Below are 20,376 nucleotides of genomic sequence, written 5' to 3' on the forward strand. Positions count from 1 at the left end.
AAAAGAAATATCGCAGATGCTCACACAACAAAGTTGTTATTTTTTATATGATGTTTTATATCTTGTTGTAAGTAATAGAAGTATTGCTATTAATTACTATGTATATCAATCATTATTAAAAAATTATATTTTTTTACTTAGTCTGTAGACAGTAAGATTAAAAATAGATACATGTTTGAATGAATATTTAAAAGTTTATCCATGTATATTAAGTATTACGATTAAGTAGAAAATTATAGCACTTGTAATGATTATTATATGTGTGGACTGTATTGTAAAAAGTTATGTAATATACCATTAAAAACTTGAATCTCAAGTTATTAGGGAGTACAATAGAACAAATTTATTAAAGCTATGAAACTCTGACAACTATACCTATTTCAGTATTTTAACAAAACTATGAGTTATGATTATTATGATAATTTTTTAAACTTTTGTTAGTTACTACAACAGTATTTGCAATCTTATCATGCCATGTTTGTTTGCGCTTGTTAAAGTTGCACCATAATATTCCTAAACATAGTGGAAGACAAGATAAAATTGAGCCAAAAACTCGTTTTGTTGATTGGGTTAGTGTTATTTTTTGAAATGTTGTTGCATCAACAATTCTTAGCCCTGTGAGAAATTTTCCTAATGTTGCAGAAAACTTCACCCAACTGTATACAGCATATATATACATAGCAATCATTTGGATAATTTGCCCACAAATGGCCTTGTATAAATATTTATTTTTGATTTGTGTTTCTTGCTCAGTAAGTGGTACACTCATTTTATATTTCTCTATGATTTTTATTACAGTATTATCTGTTTGCTCGTACATGAAAAAATAAGAGTAAACATTCTGTATAATTTGTAAGATGAATATTAAAATAGCAAAATCTATTAATATACTAGTAAGTCTTCTTAGCCCACCTGAATAGCAGATAGTGTTCTTATCTTGAGATTGTTTGTTTTTTTTTAAGAAAGGTAGGTAATTGTATAAAAACATTTTATATTACTCTAGATTATGTAAATATTGATATTTATAGCTATATAGAATTAAATACAATAATATTTTGTAGAAAGCTATCATTTAAAATCAGTAACATTTATCATCAAGTAAGAGTTATATTGTGTATTTATGTTGATTTTTATTAATAATAATGTATCTTGCTTTGTAATGCTTTGTAGTTTTTACATATGATTTTTATATGAAGATACAGATTCATGATTTGGCTGTATATACTTGTATTGGGTTACGTTGTTGGGAAAGAGTAATAAGACAAAAGATAATAGTAGATTGTAATGTAACACTTTATTGTCATAATGCTATATGTGATATTGAAGATACTATTGATTATAGTTTATTTACTGATAGTTTAATTAATTTTGCTAATTCTAATAGTTTTGAATTATTAGAAACAATGGCATCAAATCTATTGGATTATATTATGCGAGATAAGAAAATTTGCCATTGTTATTTAAAGTTGTATAAACCTATTGCTATAAGTATCGATGGTAAAATTAGTGTTGAATTAGAATCTGCACAAAATGATGTCAGTACTTAAGTATTGTATATATTCTGTAATTGGTTAAACTTTGTGTTGTATTCTTTAAAAGGGGTAAGTAATGATTAAGCGTAAAAAAGTTGCTCTTATTGGTGCTGGTAATATTGGTGGTATGATAGCCTATTTAATAAGGCTGAAAAATTTAGGAGATGTAGTTTTATTAGACGTTAATGATGGTATAGCTAAGGGAAAAGCACTTGATATGGCTGAATCTTCTCCAGTGGGAAAATATAATGGAGAAATATTAGGAACTAATAATTATGCTGATATTGAAGGTGCTGATGCAATTGTTGTTACAGCTGGCATTGCTAGAAAACCTGGAATGAGTCGTGAAGATTTGGTTAATACTAATGTAAATATCATAAGAGAAGTAGCAGAAAATATATGTAAGTATGCACCTAATGCATTTGTGGTTGTAGTTACTAATCCGCTTGATGTAATGGTTTTTGCTATGCATAAGTATTCAAAATTATCAAGTAACATGGTTGTTGGTATGGCTGGTATACTTGATTCGGCGAGATTTTCTTATTTTATTGCAAAGGAATTGAATGTATCAGTTGATAATGTCAGTTCTTTGGTATTAGGTGGTCATGGAGATCTAATGCTTCCTTTAGTAAAATATTCTTCAGTTGGTGGGATATCTATAGCAGATTTGATAAAAATTGGTTTAATTACTCAGGATAAAGTTGATGCAATTATAGAAAGAACTAGAAAAGGTGGAGAAGAAATAGTAGGTTTACTAAAAATGGGGTCAGCTTATTATGCTCCTGCTGAATCTGCGTTATTGATGATAGATTCTTATTTAAATGATAGAAGACTAATATTACCTTGTTCTGTTTATTTAAAAGGTGAATATGGCGTAAACAATTTATTTGTGGGTGTTCCTGTTATTATCGGAAAAAATGGAGTGGAAAAAGTAATAGAGCTGCAACTAACAGAACAGGAAAAAAACGTATTTGATAATTCTGTAAAATTGATTGAAAATTTAGTAAGTAATATTTAACTTAGGTTAATTTTCTGAGCTTTTTTAATTATACAATATACCATTTCTTGGGTAATAGATAAATTTTATAGTTTAGTATAGTGGGTGTATTTTTTATCTTTAGTGTACTGTTTTGTTAATTTTTTTTATTTACAAAAAGATTTTTTATAGGTTTATTATAATTATAAGCTATAATATAAGTAGTTAATAGATTTACTAATGTTAATAAAAATTTATTATAATTAATGCCGCTTTCACTAAGTAAAAAAAATAATAACGAAGTTGCTACATCTAATAAAGAGAAGAGTATTGCTTTATTGAAAATGTTTGTAAAAGATATCAGAAAAGTTGCTGCAAAGAGTTGTTATAAAATTCCAAAAGAACAACAAGTGAGTATGGATATTTTTAATAAGCCAATATTATCATCTACTGGTACAGAGATTGTAGCAACTGATGAACACAAAGTTGTTTATGGTGAAATTAAATCTAAAAATGAACAGGATAGTCAAATATTATACCGTGGTAGTCTTATCTGTGTAAAATGGTTTTCTTTAATGGAGCAATACCATAATACTGTTATAATAAAAGGAAATAATGAACTTGGTTTTGCTCTCTATTCTTATGATGGGAAATTATATGATACTTCAGGTAAAAAAGTTGCTTACGTATTGACTTTAGCAGGAAATTTGATAACGCATGATCACATAGTGCGTGATCATACCAAAGGTAAAACGTATTTTCATTCAACATTGGCTGCTGGTATGCCAGTGATGTGTGCTGGTTTAGTAAGTGTTGATCAAGGTATTATTGTTGATATTAGTAATGAAAGTGGACATTATAAACCTAGCGTAGCAAATTTGTATAATGCTGTAAAGTTATTAGATAGAGTTATTAGTGTAGATAGTGTGATACGTATTATGGGTTTTACAATAGATAGTAAAAGTAAAGGATTGCGTGCATTTTATAAAATGCGTATGAAGGGGAGTTTTTTATCGGATATGGAAACAGTGGGAGAAGATGGATTGACTATTCCTCAGAGGTGTTTTGCTTTATTAAAAAAGTATGATGATGATTATAAAAGAACTATTGCTAAGACATTGGTAAAAAATCAAACTGCTCAGGTAAGTGATACATTAGTGCAATGTTGTAGTAAAGATGCATGTGTTAGCGACAGAATATGTTGTATGTAATTGTGAAATTTAAAGAAAAATAATAAATGGGTTTGTTAAATTTAATGTTTTAGTACATAAAAAATATGAAATTCACTTTAAAAGAGGATATATTTAACAATACATTTCTAGTGTTTTTTAGTTGATAGATAAGTTTAAGCAATGTGTTAAATTTGTGTTGTAGCTTTCTATTTTATGTATAAATACACAAAATTGGCGTTAAAAATTTTCTAGGTTATATATATTTTGTAAGAATTTATTTGTATCAAATTATTGAATATTATTGTTTTTAGTATTGGTAATAAGATAATCGCGTAGAATCTTCTTTCTATTTGTAAACTAAATAATAGATTATTGATGTTGCTGTCTTATTAAAAAATTACTGTAATAAGAGTAAGTTTTTCGGCTTGAAGCTTGTCTATTGTAAAGAATTGTATAAATAAAGTAGAGTATATATGTTCAAAAAAAGTAATTGTTATTGTTCAGAGATGAAGTGCTTATCATATATGTCTAGAAATATATTTTCATATACTTCGATTTTTTTTATAAATTTCGTAAGATGGTGTATCATATATGTAAACTGCTCTTCCGTTATCAACCTAGCTTCAAAAGCTTCTATTACATTTTTTTTAAACGCGGATGTATAAGACTTTGTATTATTTAAATAAGATAAGGTGCATTTTATCATCGTTCCTGGATCTTCCATATATTGAAACTTAGTAACCTAATATTAAATTCTTACACTATTATATTGCATTTGTAAAGTGAAATTATAGCGTTTAAGTTGTAATAATGTTTATGGTGTTGACTTTTCATATTATTTCATATAGATGTTATATCATGTTAAATTATGATAGTTATGCAGAAAGTTTTTATTTCTTCTGACCATGCTGGAATAGAGTTAAGGTTAGTTATTAGATTGTATTTAAATGATTTAGGTTATATTGTAGAAGATTATGGTTGTGTTGAGTCTAGCATTACTGTAGATTACCCAGATTATGTAAAGAATGTTGTAGATTGTGTAGTTAATGATAACTTAGCGTTTGGTATTTTAATATGTGGTACAGGTATTGGAATGAGTATTGTGGCGAATCGTCACAGGAGGATTAGAGCAGCTTTGTGCTATAACGTAGAAGTAGCTGAGTTAGCGCGTGAGCATAATGATGCTAATATACTTTGTCTTGGAGCTAGGCATATTAGTTATGAAGATGCTCAATCTATAGTTTATAAGTTTCTCACTACAAAATTTTCTGAAGGAAGGCATGTACAAAGAATAATCAAGATAGACAATTGTTTATGAATCAGACAGTTAATCAAGATGAATTATTAAAATTTTCAAAAATAGTTGATCAATGGTGGGATGAAAATGGTCCATTTAAAGCTTTACATAATATTCATCCTTTAAGAATGCAGTATATTGTTGATTACATAAATAAAGTTACTCCTGGTGTAGATTTTAATACATTATCAGTTCTTGATGTTGGCTGTGGAGGTGGTTTATTATCGGAATCTATGGCTCGTTTGGGTATGAAAGTTTTTGGAATAGATGCTAGTGAGGATAGTATTAATATTGCTAAAGTACATGCTTTAAAGCGTAATTTATGTAATTTAGATTATTGCTGTGTAAACGTAGATTCATTAGTTAGTACAAAAGAAAAATACGATATAATCACTGTTATGGAAGTGGTTGAACATGTTGATAATTTATCAGTTTTTATCAGTGCTATAAGTAATGTATTGAATGATAATGGGATAATATTTTTGTCTACATTGAATAGAACAATGAAATCTTTATTATATGCAATAGTATATGCTGAATATGTTTTTAAATTGGTTCCTCGTCATACTCATCAATGGAATAAATTTGTTAAACCTTCAGAAATTGCAAATTTGTTTTTACTGAATGGTATATCTATAAAAGAAATTAAAGGAATAAGTTTTAACATAATGAAGAGAGATTGGATATTATCTGATGATATTTCTGTAAATTATATTTTATCTGCACAGAAAATTTAAAAAATATATAGAATAATAAAAAATGTAAAGTAAATAAATTTTAATACACTAAACATTATAAATCTTCATCACAATTAGCTTATGATATGAGATTAATAATATGCAGTAATGTTCAGGGTAACGTTATTGTAAATCAAGTATATTAAATTCTTTATATTTTTCTGTTATACATAAATTTCACTAATAAGACTATTCCTATTATAAAAATAAGAGCAGGTAATATCCATAATAAATAAGTATATGAATTATATGGAGGATTGATAATTATTTGATTGCCATAGTAGTTTTGTAATTCAGTAATTATTTGATTATCATTATAACCATTTTGAATTTTATTTCTTATCATTGATCTCATATCATAAGCTAATTGTGATTGAGATTCATAAATAGATTCTCCAGAACAAATTAAGCATCTTACTATTTTAAATAGATTAATTGCACGCAATTCCATATCATTATTTGTTAGCTTTTGATCTATTGAAAAAGCATAGGCAGAGGAAAATGATAATGTGAAAGTAAGAATGAATACTAAATTATTTTTTATTTGCACTTTTATTTATTGTATTTGTGATTAACTTTATTTTATTAATAAACTCCTCATAAGGAATTTTACATATAAAAATATTAAAAGGATTAGTTGTCTGACTGATTGATAATAAAATGTTGCCATTTTCTTTTTTTGTAGCAATTGAGTGTATGTAGTTTTGTAATATATAAGAGATTCTATCTGTATTGTTTGATTTATGAGATATTATTTCCACTAATTGTCTAATAATATCTTTAGTTTCGCTTATTTCTATTGTTAAACCTTCACTATTTGTTTTGTTGTAATCCATAGATAATGGAAATAATAATGTTCCGTAAATTGCAATAAGTGATTTTTTGAATGTAATGTCTATATTATCTATAATAGCACTAATTTCTTTAAATTCAGTGCCTGACGTAGTTAATGTCATTGTAGCATCTTTTATTTTTATATTTGTATTTGTGTCTGAATTTCCAACAATGTTTGCATTTATTTTATATTGTAGCATTGTAAGTAAATTATCTGGAGATGTATGCTCATTAGTTTTGATGAAAATGGAATTTTTCTTTGTAATATTGTTGTTATTACAACTGAGACCATTATCTTCGTATATTATTTGTGAAAAGTATGCTTTCTTATCATTTTTATTATCCAATAGTGAAAGTAGCAGGTTTTTAGAAGGTTTGACAAATAAGTTAAATTTATCGTTTAATTGACAATTTAATTTGTATTGTTGTTCATTATTTGTAATTTTTGTTGAACTTTCAGATTTTAATGTAGTATTTTCTCCTGACAATTCTAATGTGTCACTCAGTAAACGATATTTTAACGATACGGATGAAATAGATATATTTAAAGATGGTAAATTTATTTTTAAATTTGAGATTTTTATCTTTGGAGTGAAAGGGAATCCTGTAATTTGTATGTTATCTTTGTATAATGCGTCAATATGTATTAGAGCTTTTGATATGGTTGCTTTTACATGCGTTGCGATAACAAGCCAAATACCTACATATAAAGATGAAAGTAATGCAATAATAACTGATGGGATTATAATTAGTTTTTTGTTGAAGTATTTCATTTTTTTGTAATTAATCATTTTTTATGAAGGATATATTGCGGGTCTCAGTTGGTAGAATTACACATAATCCATCAAGTTCTTTTGTTAAAATTATTTGACATCCAAGACGTGAAGTATCTGTCAGCCCAAATGCTAAATCAAGCATATCATTTTCTTCATCAGAGATTTCATTGTGTTGCTCAACTATATCATACCAGCTTGGATCAATTATTACATGACAAGTAGAACATGCTAACGAACCTTCACAAGCACCTTCTAAATCTACATTGTTTCTATGTGCTAAGCTTAATAAGGTTTCTCCATCGTAAGCTTCATATGTTTTGCGACTTCCATCTGGTGAAATAAATGTTATCAATGGCACAATATACCTCCAAAATGTTATATTTATTTAACTACTAATGTTATAGTTATCAATAGATTTTTTTAAATAAAAATCCATTCTTTTTTTAATAAAATCATCTGCTAGTACTTCAACATTATTTATAGCATCTTTAATTTTATCAATATTACCATTTGTTAATGTTTTTTCAGCTTCTGTTATTGCGTTGTTGATTGTATTAAATTCTTTTTCAGATATTAGTTTTTTGTCTGCAATTAAAGCATTTTTGATAATTGTAATAATTCTTTGTCCTTCGACTTTTTGTTCAGCTATTAAACGCATTTGCATATCACTATCAAAATTATTGATTGAATCTATGATATTATCTTCTATTTCTTTTTGATCTAATTCGCATGTGTTATTTATGCTAACAGATTGCTTTATGCGTGTAGATTTTTCTTGTGCTGAAACAGTTAACATGCCATCCATGTCAACCTTAAATTCTACTATAATTTTTGCAGAGCCTGCAGGTAATGGTGGTATTCCTTTTAAATCAAATTTTGCTAATGACTTATTATGCTCTACCATTTCTCTTTCTCCTTGGCAGACATGTATTTGTATAGAATTTTGTCCATCGATGTAAGTAGTAAATTCTTGAGTTGCATATGCGGGTATTGGTGTATTTCTTGGAATAATTTTTTCTACAATGCCACCCATAGTTTCTATCCCTAGTGAAAGGGGTAGAGCATCAATTAAAACATTTTTATTTTTTATATGTGGATTAGATAGATAATAAGCCTGTAAAGCGGCCCCAACTGCTACTATTTGCTCAGGATCTATATCGCAAAACACTTTATTATGAAATATATTGCTTAGCATATTTTTTATTATAGGCATTTTAGTAGCTCCACCTACTAGTATTACTTTTGCAATACTGTTGAAATCAAGCTCTATACTATTGATTGTTGAGGTTATGATACTTAAAGTTTTATTTAATAAATCTGATATTATGTCTTGTAGCTCATCTCTGCTAATTTTACAAGAAAAGTTTTTTTCATGTATTTTAAATGTAAAATTGCCGCTATAGTTTTCACTTAAGTATTCTTTTGCATGTTTTACATTTGGAATTAAGTCGCTCAATAATTCTTTGTTAAACTCTATATTATTAATGTTTTCTTCTTTCTGATATTTATTGTATATGAATTTTGCAAGTAAGTAATCTATGTCATCTCCTCCTAGATTTGTGTCTCCGCCAGTTGCTAATACTTGGAATACTCCTTGATGTAATTTTAATATTGAAACATCAAATGTTCCACCTCCTAAGTCATATATCATGTAGATATTGTTCTCATATTCTGGTTTTTCAACGCCATAAGCTAGTGCTGCTGCAGTAGGTTCATTTAGAAGACGTAATACTTCAAGATTGGCAAGATGTGCAGCATCTTTTGTAGCTTTTCTTGCTGCTTCATCAAAATATGCTGGTACTGTTATTACTACTTTTTTTACTTCTAGATTAGTACTATCTTTGACAATTTTACATAATTTTTTAAGAATTTCTGCTGATACTTCAACTGGTGTAACATATGTTCCATCTTGTTTTCTTATGTATATGTCATTATTACCTTGATCAATTATGTTAAACAGTAATTCTGATGATAACTCGCTGATATCTTTGATTGATTTTCCCATTAATCTTTTTATTGAAGAGATAGTGTTATTATTAGAATGGTGCGTTCCTACTTGTACTTCATTATTGATATAACTTACTGTTGAAGGAATTAGGAATTTACCATTTTCGTCTTGGAATATGATGATTTTACCTTCACTGTCAATCATAGAGATTAACGAATTAGTAGTTCCTAAATCTATTCCAAATGCAAGTGTATTGTCATTAATTTGTGGTTCTGTTATATTGATTAATTGCATTAAATAGTACTCCTATCTTCTTGAATTTTCTTGAGATATTTTAATTTTATGACTTGTTTTGCAGCTTCATTGAAATCTTCTCTAGAAAAAGCATCTTCCATGGCTTTAGTAGATGATGAGATTTGGTATTCAATATCAATATTTTTTGATTCTTGTATTTTAAATATTTCTTCTATTATGTTGTTTATATCGTTTTTATCAGCAGTAATGCCCTTAATTTGTAATAAGTATTCTGCTCTTGTAATATAGGATTTTAAAATTTGGTATGCTTTGTTTATTTCTGCTATGTTATCTAATGCTAATTTTTTTTCTGATTTTAAAAAGAATAAATCTGGATGATAATTGCTTTGTAATGCTATGTAATTCTGTTCTAGTACTTGTATATTGATACAAAACTCTTGCTTTAATTTAAATAGTGAAAAGTAATCTTTATACATAAAAACTTTCTCCACACCCACATCTTCCTTTTTCATTAGGGTTTTTAAATGTAAACCCTGAAGATATTTTGTTTTCTACATGGTCTATTTCTGTTCCATTGATAAACATCATTGCTTTTGGATCTATTAATATAGTAAAATTTTCATATTGATATTCTACTTCAATTTTTACATCTAACAATTTGATATCATATGCATATTCAATGTTATATTTAAAACCAAAACATCCTTTTTGTTTTACCATTATACGAATGCCAATAACTGTACCTTCTTTTTGTTTGATAAGCTGTCTTATTCTTTTTATTGCATTTTCTGTTATGATAATTGGTGATTTACTTGTTACTTCGCTATTTATATAATATCTAACCTCTGAAGAATTACCTTCATTATTATAAGATGTAGAAGTTTCATTGTTCATGTAAAAACCTTGTTTTTTTTTGGTGGTTTATTTTATTTATCATTTGAAGATGCAGTATTGTTTTTTCTATTTGCTTGTTTCATATTATAATCATCGATAGCAGCTTTTACAGCATCTTCTGCAAGTAAAGAACAATGTATTTTTACCGGTGGTAAGCTTAGTTCTTTTGCTAATACTGTGTTTTTTAATTTGTGTGCTTCATCTACTGTCTTACCTTTTATTAATTCTGTTGCTAGGGAACTTGCTGCAATTGCAGCTCCACAACCAAAAGTTTTGAATTTTGCATCAATTATTCTTCCATTGTTATCTACTTTTATTTGTAATTTCATTACGTCTCCACAGCTTGGAGCTCCTACTAACCCAGTGCCAACACTGTAATCATCTTTTGGTAGAGTACCAACATTTTTGGGGTTTTTGTAATGTTCTAATAGAGTTTCACTATAACTCATAATTGCCTCATAATTGCTAAAATATAATCAAAAAATTAATGTGTGTCCCATTTGATACTATTAAGGTCTATTCCTTCTTGTACCATTTCCCATAATGGACTCATTTCACGTAGTTTTCTTATGCTACTAACGATAAGTTCTGCTGCATATAAGATTTCTTCTTTTGTAGTAAACCTACCTATACCAAATCTAATTGATGAATGCTCTAAATCTTTTTCAACATTTAAAGCACGTAAAACATAAGATGGTTCAAGTGATGCAGAAGTGCAAGCAGATCCTGAACTTACTGCTAGATTGTTAATTGCCATAATAATAGATTCTCCTTCGACATATGGGAAACTTAAGTTTAAATTTCCTGGTATCCGTTGTTCATAATCACCATTTAATACAACATATGATAAATGTTTTTTTATTTCATTATATAGTATATCACGTAATTCTTTTATTCTTATGTTTTCTTCTTCCATTACTTCTTGAGCTATGCGTGCTGCTTCTCCTAGTCCTACAGCTAATGGTGTAGGTATTGTACCTGATCTCATTCCACGTTCTTGTCCGCCTCCATTAATCAAAGGAGTAAGTCTTACTCGTGGTTGACGTTTACTTATATATAATGCACCTATCCCCATTGGTCCATATATTTTGTGTCCAGATATGCTTAATAAGTCAATGTTCATTTTATTTACATCTATTGGTATTTTACCAAAAGCCTGTGCTGCATCTGTATGAAAAAATATACCGTATTCGTGACAAATTTTACCTATTTCTTCAACTGGTTGAATCACACCAATTTCATTATTTACAGTCATTACTGACACTAATATTGTTTTATCAGTTATAGATGATTTTAGTAGATCTAAGTCTATAATACCATTTTTTTGTACATCTAAATAAGTAACGTTAAATCCTTCTGTTTCTAAGTGACGGCATGAATCTAAAACACATTTATGCTCTGTACGTACTGTAATTATATGATTTCCTTTGTTTTTGTAAAAATTTGCTACACCTTTGATTGCTAAATTGTTTGATTCTGTTGCACCTGATGTGAAGATAACTTCCTTGGGTTCAGCATTTATTAAGGATGCAACTCTTTCTCTAGCTAATTCAACAGCTGATTCAGCTTTCCAGCCAAAAGAATGACTACGTGAGTGAGGATTAGAGAATTGTTGAAAGTATGGTATCATTGCTTCTAATACTCTATCATCTGTTTTTGTTGTAGATTGATAATCAAGAAATATAGGTAAGTTGATATGTATTTGTCCTTCTTTTTCCATTTTATTACCTATTTCTGATAACGTTAATGACATGGTAGTCTTCTAATTTTTGCATAATTTTACCTATTTTAGTTTTAGTAGCTTATTGTTTTGGTATGTTTTGTACCAACAATTAACTATTTTTTTTATTTGGTGTTCCGTTATATCAGGACTGAGGCTAATCCTGATTGAGTTTTTAGCTATGTCATCATCTATTCCCATTGCAGATAATACGTGAGAACGTGTTAGTGTTCCAGAAGAACAAGCTGATCCATTACCAACAGCAATATTTTCAATATCAAAGCTTATTGTTTGTATTTCACTACTTACATTTGGCATTGAAATACATGTAGTATTCGGTAGCCGCTGTGTATTTTTTCCAAGAACTTGAGCTTCAGGTACTAAATTTAATATCTCACACTCTAGTTTATCACGTAATTCCTCTACAGTAGACATTTTTTTTATAGAATCTTTCAAATTATTGAGAGAGATAGATAATAAATAAATTGATATTACATTTTCAGTACCAGCACGCAACCCTTTCTCTTGATTTCCACCTAATATCATAGGTTTTATTTTTATTTTTTTACTATTAAAAAACAATACGCCAGTTCCTGCAATACTTCCTAGTTTATGTGATGAAATTGTTAATAAATCTACTCCTAAGTCTTCAATATCTATATGGATTTTGCCACATGCTTGTACAGCATCTGTATGTACTAGTGCACCAAATTTATGTGATATTGCTACTATCTCTTTTATAGGTTGAATAACTCCGGTTTCATTATTTGCTGTCATTATTGATACAAGAACTTTTTTGTCTTTAAATTTATTTAGGGTTTCACTGAGTACATCTAAGCATATTACTCCATTAGAGTTTACTGGGATTAATTCTGCATCTGTAGTGCAATTCATTATGGATGCATGTTCTATAGAAGAAATTAGGTGTTTGTATTCGGCGGTACTATTTATTACTAAGTTGTTTGCTTCTGTTCCAGATGAAGTGAAAATTACATCATAATTTTTAGCATTTAGTCTATTAATAGCTATCTCTCTTGTTTTTTCTATGATGCTTCTTGTACTTTGACCTAGTTTGTGTGTTGATGATGGATTATATATATTTAATGAAGATAAGTTGTCTAATTGTTTTTTGATCACAGGTAGTATGGTTGATGTTGAATTGTAATCTGCATATATGTATTTACTATCATCATTGCTTAATATGCTAATATTCTTGAAATCATTATTGATTATGTCTTCTAATGAAATGCTATTTAAATATTTTTTAATATAATTACCTATGTTATCCCATAGATTATGAGTAATACATTTTGCATTGTTTGATAAGCATCCTATTACATTATTGTTTTTACATCTTGTAATTTTTATGCTTTCTCCTATGGATTCAAGTATTGAGTTAATTGTAATTGTATTTGGTGATTTATTTAAAAAATATCCTCCACCTGGACCTTTTGTTGCATTTACTAATCCTTGCTTTTTTAATTTTGCAATAATTTGTTCTAAGTACCCTTCAGAAAGAGATTGGCTATTTGCAATATGTGACATTTTTTTTGGTTGGTTACTACCTTTTAGTATATAGTACTCTTGAGCTAAATTTACCATAAACATAACAGCATAACGTAACCTTGTTGTAATCAACATATTTAATTTTCCAAAATCATTATGTATTGTTGAAATGTTTTTAATGAAAGATTTTTTACTCAATCAACAATCTGTTAATGTATCATTAATATACCTTGTGTCAAGTAGGTTTTTTATTAAATAGATAGCCAGATTAATCTATTGTTGTTTTAGTGACTTTTGATTATTTGTATTAATGTTATTTTATTAGATTAAATTGTAATCTAGACTTTATTCTATGATCATAGAAATACTTTAAAAGTTGAATTTTTATTCTTAATGTTATACACTTAAAAGTTAAAGTTTACTCATTTTTTTTATTTTAAGGAAGTTAATTCATGAGAGAAATATTTTTTAATGGTGCAGTTGGTAAAATTGAGGGAAAATATCATCATAATAAAACTTTAGGTGCTCCACTTGCTTTAATTTTTCATCCTCACCCTCAGTACGGTGGGAACATGGATAATAAAATTGTATATAATTTATATAATATATTTGCAAATAATGGGTTTTCTGTTTTAAGAATTAATTTTCGTGGTGTAGGTAAATCTTCAGGTAATTTTGAAAAAGGTATAGGTGAATTAAGTGATGGTGCAGCAGCAGCAGACTGGTTGCAAAATAATAATGTAGCTTCAGCTCCTTTTTGGGTTGCTGGTTTTTCTTTTGGGGCATGGGTTGCTATGCAATTAATGATGAGGCGTCCAGAAGTTGAGGGTTTCATAGCAGTGTCTCCACCTGCAAATAAATATGATTTTTCGTTTTTATCACCTTGTCCTGTTCCTGGTTTGATAATTCAAGGTGATCAAGATAGTATTTCTGATGAAGCTGCAGTATCTCAGCTTGCTACGAGATTGAGTAATTCTATTAAGAGTGAGTATATGCAGTATTATGTTATAGAAAAGGCAGATCATTTTTTTCGTGATCATCTTGATAAGTTTAATGAGATCGTTGATAATTATATAAAGTTTCGTCTATCTGAATCTACTGGTAGTAATAAAAAAGGAGTTGTTCATAAAAAAGTAAAACAGCGTCGTATTATTATGCATGATGATCCAGTGAGTTAAGTATTTGTTGTAAATCATTGAAAATCCTTTTTAGTTTGTTGATTTTTTTAAAGTTATATAGTTATTTATATCAGTGTTTTTATAAATTGTTAGTGGTTGTTTGTTAGTTACTATAGGGATTTTCAATGATGTTTATTTTCCAACTTAATATAATGCTTTAAATTAAATTAATTTCTTAATTTACTTTTATATGCTGTATGGTACAGATTCTTTTTTCTAGTGTTGTTTTTTATATTTTATGTAATCTTGCTATATATTTTGCTAATTTGCATGTTTTGTGTTATAGATTTGTAAGATTTATAAGCTATCAGTTTTATATATTATGATGGAACAATACAAATTTTGGCCATTTCAAGAAGCAGAGAAAATATTAAAAAGGTTTGGTGAAAATACAGAAATTATTTTTGAAACTGGTTATGGTCCTTCAGGACTTCCTCATATTGGTACTTTTGGAGAAGTATTACGTACTACTGCAATAATGAATGCATTACGTAAAATCTGTCCTAACATTGTCACAAAGATAATAGTTGTGTCAGATGATATGGATGGGTTGCGGAAAATACCAGACAATATTCCAAATAAAGACATGATAGCTGAACATTTATGTAAACCTTTAACTATGATACCAGATCCTTTCTGTACTTGTGAAAGTTATGGTCATCATATGAATATGTTATTGTGTAAATTTCTTGATTTATTTAATTTTCAATATGAATTTAAAAGTGCAACAGAGTGTTATAGGAATGGTTTGTATGATGAAAAGTTACTTTTATTATTGAAAAATTATGATAAAGTTATGGATGTTATGCTACCTACATTAGGTAGTGAAAGACAAAAAACTTATAGTCCATTTTTACCAGTTTGCCCTAAAACTTCTAAGGTATTGCAAGTACCTATTATTGATATTGATGTTGAATTGTGTACTATTTCTTATAAGGATGAAGATGGTGAAATAGTTACAACGCAGGTTACAGGTGGAAAATGTAAATTACAATGGAAACCAGACTGGGGAATGAGGTGGTCAGCGCTTAACGTTAAGTATGAAGCATATGGTAAGGATTTGCAACCATCTGCAGAGTTGTCTAGTAAAATATGTGAAATTTTAGGTAGTGCACCTCCAATTTTATTTTGTTATGAATTATTTTTGGATAAAGAAGGTAGAAAAATTTCAAAGTCAAAAGGGAATGGTATATCAATAGAAGATTGGTTATCTTATGCGCCTTCTGAAAGTTTAGCGTTATATATATTACAAAACCCTAAGAAAGCAAAAAAATTATATTTTGATGTAATACCACGTTCTATGGATGACTATTTATATTTAGTAGATGATTATCATAAAAACCCTAGTTATGATAATCCTGTATGGCATATTCATCATGGAAGTGTGCCGATAATTGATATTTTTGGTTTGAGTTTTTCTTTATTGTTAAATTTAGCATCAGCTTGCAATGCTGAAAATAGTGATGTGCTATGGGGATTTATAAAGAGTTATCAAGATAATAATGCATTACAGGATAATAGGTTATTGTCTCAATTGGTGGATTTTTCAGTTAAGTATTATCATGATTTTGTTAAGCCTCATAAAGTTTATAAAACTCCAGATCATGATGAAAAAATTATACTAGATGAATTAAAGAATATGCTTAATGATTTTCCAAGTGATATTACGTCTGATGAAATACAGAGTAATATATTTTCTTTAATGAAAAAATATTGTTTTAATGACTTACGGTCTTGTTTTAAAAGTTTTTATGAAATTTTGCTAGGTCAGAGTCATGGTCCTAGGTTAGGGTCTTTTATAAAATTATATGGAATAAATAATACTATTAATTTGATTAATCAAGCATTAAAAAGATAAATTGCATATATAGTTTTATTGTTTGTTATATTGAATAGTTATTATTTTGTAGTGTAAATGTATATATATTTAAAAATATATAATTTATAAAATTGACCAACTAATAAAATTGTGGTAGCTTACAGCATATTTGTTTTTGAAAATGTTATGCTGGCTAGAGTTATTTTTATAGCTTTATTTGTATTGACAGGTTGTTATACTACAACAATTCATCATGGGTATCCTACTTCTGAAATTAATTTGTGGGAGGGTATAAAAGTTGGAGATTTGAATAGTCAGGTTGTACAGCTTATAGGTGATCCTTGCATTATTGAAGATAATGTATGGTATTATGTTTCTTATAGTATTTATAAAAAGCGTTTTTTCTCAACAAAAGAATATGAGTCTATTGTTTTAAAGTTAATCTTTGATCCTCAAACTAATGAAGTAATAGAAGTGAAAAATATTAAAGTAAGTAAGAGGAATTTAGCGAAATTGTTGAAAAAAAATGATACATCAGTTACTGGTATACATGATAGTTTACTTCGTAAGCTTATCAGTAAATTAAATTAGTTAAGAAATGCGCATTAATTTTCTTATTGATATTTAGAAAATCAAATCAGTTAGGTATATTATATAAATGTTATGCTATAAGTAGCATGATAGTAATAGTAATTATGAATTTTTAATCTTATTACAATGACTCATGGATAACCAATAATGTAATAGGTGTAGTTAATATAAGATTCAAACATTGAGTTAATAAAATTAGTTTGTTTTGTTGAATTTTAGTTTAATATCTATTTATAAAAGATTTATAGGTTAGTAAATCGTATTTTACATGGCGTAATTTTCATCTCTTCAAATAACACCATATCAGAACTGCAAAAATAACAGTGCTGCTATTTTGTGTAAGTATGGTATAACCCAAGCTTATTGATGTGTTTAATGACAAAGGATAGTATAAATGTAAATTAGTTAGCTATTTGAAAGGCGTGCTTTACATTTGTATATTACTAGATGTGTATAAAGTGTAAGCATTATTATTAGTAATAAGGAGTGTTATGTCTGGTAAAGTTTATCTATAGTTTTTTAAATTAAATAATTAATATAAATGAGTACTATTTGAAATACATTAAGCAGAAATTTGAGGTGTAAGTTGTTGTTTTATAAGTACAATACTAAATAGTATGGTTAAAATAAAATTGTAAGTTGTTGAAAGTAATTTATATAATTAAGTTAGTATAAGTATAATTCACCGAAAAGTATTTATTTATTGTGGTTAGTAGTTGTTTTATGCGTTGTTTCACATTAATTTTTGCTGTGTGTGGATTATGCAAATTAAACTAGTTTTTGTAAAATTAATGCACTTGTACAACATTAACAGTAACAGTGATGATGTTGTATATTTATTAGCATTATTTTTGTACAATTGATTACATTTTACATAGTCAAATTGCACTTATATATATTTTTGTATTTAGTGAAATAGAAGTAATCGGAAAGTAAAATAAGAAATTAAAAAGAGTAAATGAATGATATTATAGAGTAAATATGAAATGAGTATTGTTCTTTAAAAAGAACATTCTAAAGGAATTAATGTATTTGTTGTTCTTGATAAATATTGCATTACAATTGTGTTATTATTTTATGGTGTATTTTCTAATAATATGTAGATGTAAGTATTTAATATAGAGTTTTTATATATTTTATGTGATTTTTGTATATCACGTTAGCAATTGCTTGTTGTTGTGAATCTAATGAAGAATAAAAGGTTACATATCCGAAGCATTTGTTAGAGATGGAATATAGTAAGAAGAAGAAAATAGATGGTTGTATAGGTGATAATAGCAAATATGAGAAGTTCTATATGAAAAAAGTGGAGGTATTTATGCATGTATAAGAGTTTCATAGTAAACATGAGATAGTTATAGAGGGGCTGAGTGTGTTTATTCATTATAGATAATAATAGTAATACTTTTGTCATGAAGGACAATTAGAAAGAAAAATTACTAAAGATGGGTTGATGTATTTTACTTGATCTCCATCTTAATTTGTGTGTAAGTTTACTTGAAATATAAATATATTTTGAGTGAATTATTGAATCAATTGATTAATAGCTGATTGTAATCTGTTCATTGCTGGTTCTGCTACTTCCAACTTTATAGTAAGTTAAAAAATATTTTATAATAGATAAATTTCATTAGTATGTGAAAGTAATATTAAGAGTATTATAATAGTAGTATATTGGTAATATTTTTGAATTAATTCTTTAGTTTTATAAATTTTAATTTATTACAGCTTTAATTATACTTAAGTTGCATGTTATATTATAAAGTAAATTATCAAGTTATGTAATAAGTTTATTGATGATATTAGTGTTATACATTTTTATCTTTAGCAGAAGTATTCATCTTTAAATGAAAAGAGATTAAAGATTAGCATGATGAAAAGAGTTATAAGAAATGTTATTTATTGGCATACCTGCTATTCTTTTATTTTATAATATAAAAACTAGTTATTGTATATATTTTTGGCATGTGAAATTGTTTTAAGAAAATAGATATTATATAGTACATATTAGATAATAATGATTATCAGAGTTGTGGTGTTAATTTAGTAAATTTTTGATTGTGAAGTTGAAGTCTGTTATTGAATTAATAAAAACAATAACACTTTGATTAAAAGTATGTGAAATTGACAATTTAGTTAAGGTAGAGTATTATACATACATGTGCTACCTTTAGGTGAATACATGCATGATGGAAAAGTAAGATATGGTACATTACACAAAGAAAGAAATACATTTCTACAATATAGAAATTGTTTGTTATATAGTACTTCCATCTTAGCGTGTATCTTTTGCTTAATTATTCCTGTTATTCTTGCTATCTGTGATATTTGTTATCGAGGTAATTTAAATACTCCATATAGACCTGTTGCAATTATTATGGCAGTATTGTTATCTGTGATATATTGTGTATTTCATCAAGCTAAAAGTCATGAAGGAGTTGAGAAGCAACAAAATAAAGTGCAAAAAACACTGTTTTATTTGATGCTTGTATCTGGTGTTATGCTTCCATTCGGAAGTGTTATTTATGAACTGTGTAATATGGTGGATGACAAATATGTTAATGTATATAAATTTTCTGTATATTGCGTATTAGCTTTGTGTTGTCTAAGTTTATTATCACATTGTATTTCTAGTAGAATTAATATTGCAGATCATGTAGATTCTGATAATAATGTTAATGATGTGTCTGATCCAGGTTGCTTATCAGCAATACAATATTATTGTTGTTGTTCTGATATGGGCAATATTATGATAGAGTAATAGAAGACTGAATTAGTTGAGTTAATTTCTAATTGTTTATTTACGCTAAATTATTAATAATTTGAAAATGAGAAAAATCTAATTTAAGATAAGTCTCAGATAAAGTAACCCAGATATAACTTTGTAATTCTTGTTGATGCATAGGTAATAGTATTACATAATTTGTAGATGTAATCTTGTTAATTAATATATTTTCATTTTTTATAATAGAGTAATTTTTAATATATTTGATTGTTAATGTGATATTGCATTCAGTGAGTAAGTTACTATAGCGTCATGATTGTGCGAATTTATATATGTGGTTTTATAAATTGCTCTATGAAATTACGTAATATGCTCCATAGTTATATTCTTATTATTTCGTTATGTTTTTTGAATTT

The 20,376-nt window shown here is 27.4% G+C and carries 20 protein-coding genes; 9 read left to right on the plus strand and 11 right to left on the minus strand.

What is annotated here, in order from left to right:
• Positions 1–397: 397 nt before the first annotated feature.
• Positions 398–988 carry an RDD family protein gene (locus DRF75_RS00740; RefSeq protein WP_045171519.1) on the minus strand — a complete coding sequence of 197 codons (591 nt, stop codon included), beginning with the start codon at positions 986–988 and terminating at the stop codon, positions 398–400.
• 202 nt (positions 989–1,190) lie between these two features.
• Here DRF75_RS00740 and DRF75_RS00745 point away from each other — a divergent pair, with 202 nt between their 5' ends.
• From DRF75_RS00745 to DRF75_RS00755, 3 genes are all read left to right on the plus strand, one after another.
• Entirely contained in the window at positions 1,191–1,547 is a 357-nt protein-coding gene (locus DRF75_RS00745; protein ID WP_129992494.1) for a dihydroneopterin aldolase, read from the plus strand.
• 61 nt (positions 1,548–1,608) lie between these two features.
• Positions 1,609–2,550 carry a malate dehydrogenase gene (mdh, locus tag DRF75_RS00750; protein WP_045171521.1) on the plus strand — a complete coding sequence of 314 codons (942 nt, stop codon included), beginning with the start codon at positions 1,609–1,611 and terminating at the stop codon, positions 2,548–2,550.
• A gap of 224 nt (positions 2,551–2,774) precedes the next feature.
• Positions 2,775–3,719: a hypothetical protein gene (locus DRF75_RS00755; RefSeq protein WP_129992495.1), complete on the plus strand. Its 945-nt coding sequence runs from the start codon at positions 2,775–2,777 to the stop codon at positions 3,717–3,719.
• 454 nt (positions 3,720–4,173) lie between these two features.
• Here the strand turns inward: DRF75_RS00755 and DRF75_RS00760 are convergent, their stop codons facing one another.
• Entirely contained in the window at positions 4,174–4,404 is a 231-nt protein-coding gene (locus DRF75_RS00760) for a hypothetical protein (protein WP_045171522.1), read from the minus strand.
• Positions 4,405–4,548: 144 nt separating this feature from the next.
• Between DRF75_RS00760 and rpiB the strand changes: the two genes are divergently transcribed.
• The gene (gene rpiB / locus DRF75_RS00765; RefSeq protein ID WP_200887589.1) at positions 4,549–4,998 is read left to right on the plus strand and encodes a ribose 5-phosphate isomerase B; all 450 of its coding nucleotides are present in this window, start codon (positions 4,549–4,551) and stop codon (positions 4,996–4,998) included.
• Positions 4,995–5,714, plus strand: a complete 720-nt coding sequence (gene ubiG / locus DRF75_RS00770) for a bifunctional 2-polyprenyl-6-hydroxyphenol methylase/3-demethylubiquinol 3-O-methyltransferase UbiG (RefSeq protein ID WP_045171523.1) — start codon at positions 4,995–4,997, stop codon at positions 5,712–5,714. Before rpiB ends, ubiG begins: the two co-directional genes overlap by 4 nt.
• Before the next feature lie 151 nt (positions 5,715–5,865).
• On the opposite strand, the gene DRF75_RS00775 is transcribed toward ubiG, so the two are convergent.
• The 9 genes from DRF75_RS00775 to DRF75_RS00815 all read right to left on the minus strand — a co-directional run bounded on the left by DRF75_RS00775 (position 5,866) and on the right by DRF75_RS00815 (position 13,782).
• Complete coding sequence (locus tag DRF75_RS00775; protein ID WP_045171524.1) at positions 5,866–6,264, minus strand: cytochrome c-type biogenesis protein; 399 nt, start codon at positions 6,262–6,264, stop codon at positions 5,866–5,868.
• On the minus strand, positions 6,248–7,321 hold the full coding sequence (locus DRF75_RS00780) for a hypothetical protein (RefSeq protein WP_129992496.1): 1,074 nt from the start codon (positions 7,319–7,321) through the stop codon (positions 6,248–6,250). Before DRF75_RS00780 ends, DRF75_RS00775 begins: the two co-directional genes overlap by 17 nt.
• Before the next feature lie 10 nt (positions 7,322–7,331).
• Positions 7,332–7,682 carry a ferredoxin family 2Fe-2S iron-sulfur cluster binding protein gene (locus DRF75_RS00785; RefSeq protein ID WP_045171525.1) on the minus strand — a complete coding sequence of 117 codons (351 nt, stop codon included), beginning with the start codon at positions 7,680–7,682 and terminating at the stop codon, positions 7,332–7,334.
• Between the two features lie 27 nt (positions 7,683–7,709).
• On the minus strand, positions 7,710–9,566 hold the full coding sequence (hscA, locus tag DRF75_RS00790) for a Fe-S protein assembly chaperone HscA (protein ID WP_045171526.1): 1,857 nt from the start codon (positions 9,564–9,566) through the stop codon (positions 7,710–7,712).
• Positions 9,566–10,003 (minus strand): Fe-S protein assembly co-chaperone HscB, encoded by a 438-nt coding sequence (gene hscB, locus DRF75_RS00795; protein WP_045171527.1) that lies wholly within the window; start codon positions 10,001–10,003, stop codon positions 9,566–9,568. Before hscB ends, hscA begins: the two co-directional genes overlap by 1 nt.
• Entirely contained in the window at positions 9,996–10,421 is a 426-nt protein-coding gene (locus DRF75_RS00800; RefSeq protein WP_045171528.1) for a HesB/IscA family protein, read from the minus strand. Before DRF75_RS00800 ends, hscB begins: the two co-directional genes overlap by 8 nt.
• Positions 10,422–10,453: 32 nt before the next feature.
• Positions 10,454–10,870: a Fe-S cluster assembly scaffold IscU gene (iscU, locus tag DRF75_RS00805; protein WP_045171529.1), complete on the minus strand. Its 417-nt coding sequence runs from the start codon at positions 10,868–10,870 to the stop codon at positions 10,454–10,456.
• Positions 10,871–10,905: 35 nt separating this feature from the next.
• Positions 10,906–12,141, minus strand: coding sequence for an IscS subfamily cysteine desulfurase (locus DRF75_RS00810; RefSeq protein WP_045171592.1), 1,236 nt, complete (start codon positions 12,139–12,141; stop codon positions 10,906–10,908).
• Between the two features lie 63 nt (positions 12,142–12,204).
• Positions 12,205–13,782 (minus strand): aminotransferase class V-fold PLP-dependent enzyme, encoded by a 1,578-nt coding sequence (locus DRF75_RS00815; RefSeq protein ID WP_052453689.1) that lies wholly within the window; start codon positions 13,780–13,782, stop codon positions 12,205–12,207.
• A gap of 317 nt (positions 13,783–14,099) precedes the next feature.
• Between DRF75_RS00815 and DRF75_RS00820 the strand changes: the two genes are divergently transcribed.
• The 4 genes from DRF75_RS00820 (at position 14,100) to DRF75_RS00835 (ending at position 19,996) form a co-directional block, all read left to right on the plus strand.
• Positions 14,100–14,825 (plus strand): alpha/beta hydrolase, encoded by a 726-nt coding sequence (locus DRF75_RS00820; RefSeq protein WP_045171530.1) that lies wholly within the window; start codon positions 14,100–14,102, stop codon positions 14,823–14,825.
• A gap of 322 nt (positions 14,826–15,147) precedes the next feature.
• A complete protein-coding gene (locus DRF75_RS00825; RefSeq protein WP_045171531.1) occupies positions 15,148–16,683 on the plus strand; it encodes a lysine--tRNA ligase in 1,536 nt (511 codons plus the stop codon).
• A 147-nt stretch (positions 16,684–16,830) separates the two neighbouring features.
• Complete coding sequence (locus tag DRF75_RS00830) at positions 16,831–17,235, plus strand: outer membrane protein assembly factor BamE (RefSeq protein ID WP_129992497.1); 405 nt, start codon at positions 16,831–16,833, stop codon at positions 17,233–17,235.
• Between the two features lie 2,182 nt (positions 17,236–19,417).
• Positions 19,418–19,996: a hypothetical protein gene (locus DRF75_RS00835; RefSeq protein ID WP_129992498.1), complete on the plus strand. Its 579-nt coding sequence runs from the start codon at positions 19,418–19,420 to the stop codon at positions 19,994–19,996.
• Positions 19,997–20,376 lie beyond the last annotated feature (380 nt).

It is taken from the genome of Ehrlichia minasensis, assembly GCF_004181775.1.
Taxonomy (GTDB): Bacteria; Pseudomonadota; Alphaproteobacteria; order Rickettsiales; family Anaplasmataceae; genus Ehrlichia; species Ehrlichia minasensis.

Bases quoted from the DNA above. Each gene is read 5' to 3' on its own strand.
- DRF75_RS00740 (WP_045171519.1), bottom strand. From the start codon at position 988: ATGTTTTTATACAATTACCTACCTTTCTTAAAAAAAAACAAACAATCT.
- DRF75_RS00745 (WP_129992494.1), top strand. From the start codon at position 1,191: ATGAAGATACAGATTCATGATTTGGCTGTATATACTTGTATTGGGTTA.
- mdh (WP_045171521.1), top strand. From the start codon at position 1,609: ATGATTAAGCGTAAAAAAGTTGCTCTTATTGGTGCTGGTAATATTGGT.
- DRF75_RS00755 (WP_129992495.1), top strand. From the start codon at position 2,775: ATGCCGCTTTCACTAAGTAAAAAAAATAATAACGAAGTTGCTACATCT.
- DRF75_RS00760 (WP_045171522.1), bottom strand. From the start codon at position 4,404: ATGGAAGATCCAGGAACGATGATAAAATGCACCTTATCTTATTTAAAT.
- rpiB (WP_200887589.1), top strand. From the start codon at position 4,549: ATGATAGTTATGCAGAAAGTTTTTATTTCTTCTGACCATGCTGGAATA.
- ubiG (WP_045171523.1), top strand. From the start codon at position 4,995: ATGAATCAGACAGTTAATCAAGATGAATTATTAAAATTTTCAAAAATA.
- DRF75_RS00780 (WP_129992496.1), bottom strand. From the start codon at position 7,321: ATGAAATACTTCAACAAAAAACTAATTATAATCCCATCAGTTATTATT.
- hscA (WP_045171526.1), bottom strand. From the start codon at position 9,566: ATGCAATTAATCAATATAACAGAACCACAAATTAATGACAATACACTT.
- hscB (WP_045171527.1), bottom strand. From the start codon at position 10,003: ATGTATAAAGATTACTTTTCACTATTTAAATTAAAGCAAGAGTTTTGT.
- DRF75_RS00800 (WP_045171528.1), bottom strand. From the start codon at position 10,421: ATGAACAATGAAACTTCTACATCTTATAATAATGAAGGTAATTCTTCA.
- iscU (WP_045171529.1), bottom strand. From the start codon at position 10,870: ATGAGTTATAGTGAAACTCTATTAGAACATTACAAAAACCCCAAAAAT.
- DRF75_RS00810 (WP_045171592.1), bottom strand. From the start codon at position 12,141: ATGGAAAAAGAAGGACAAATACATATCAACTTACCTATATTTCTTGAT.
- DRF75_RS00815 (WP_052453689.1), bottom strand. From the start codon at position 13,782: ATGTTGATTACAACAAGGTTACGTTATGCTGTTATGTTTATGGTAAAT.
- DRF75_RS00820 (WP_045171530.1), top strand. From the start codon at position 14,100: ATGAGAGAAATATTTTTTAATGGTGCAGTTGGTAAAATTGAGGGAAAA.
- DRF75_RS00825 (WP_045171531.1), top strand. From the start codon at position 15,148: ATGATGGAACAATACAAATTTTGGCCATTTCAAGAAGCAGAGAAAATA.
- DRF75_RS00830 (WP_129992497.1), top strand. From the start codon at position 16,831: ATGCTGGCTAGAGTTATTTTTATAGCTTTATTTGTATTGACAGGTTGT.
- DRF75_RS00835 (WP_129992498.1), top strand. From the start codon at position 19,418: ATGCATGATGGAAAAGTAAGATATGGTACATTACACAAAGAAAGAAAT.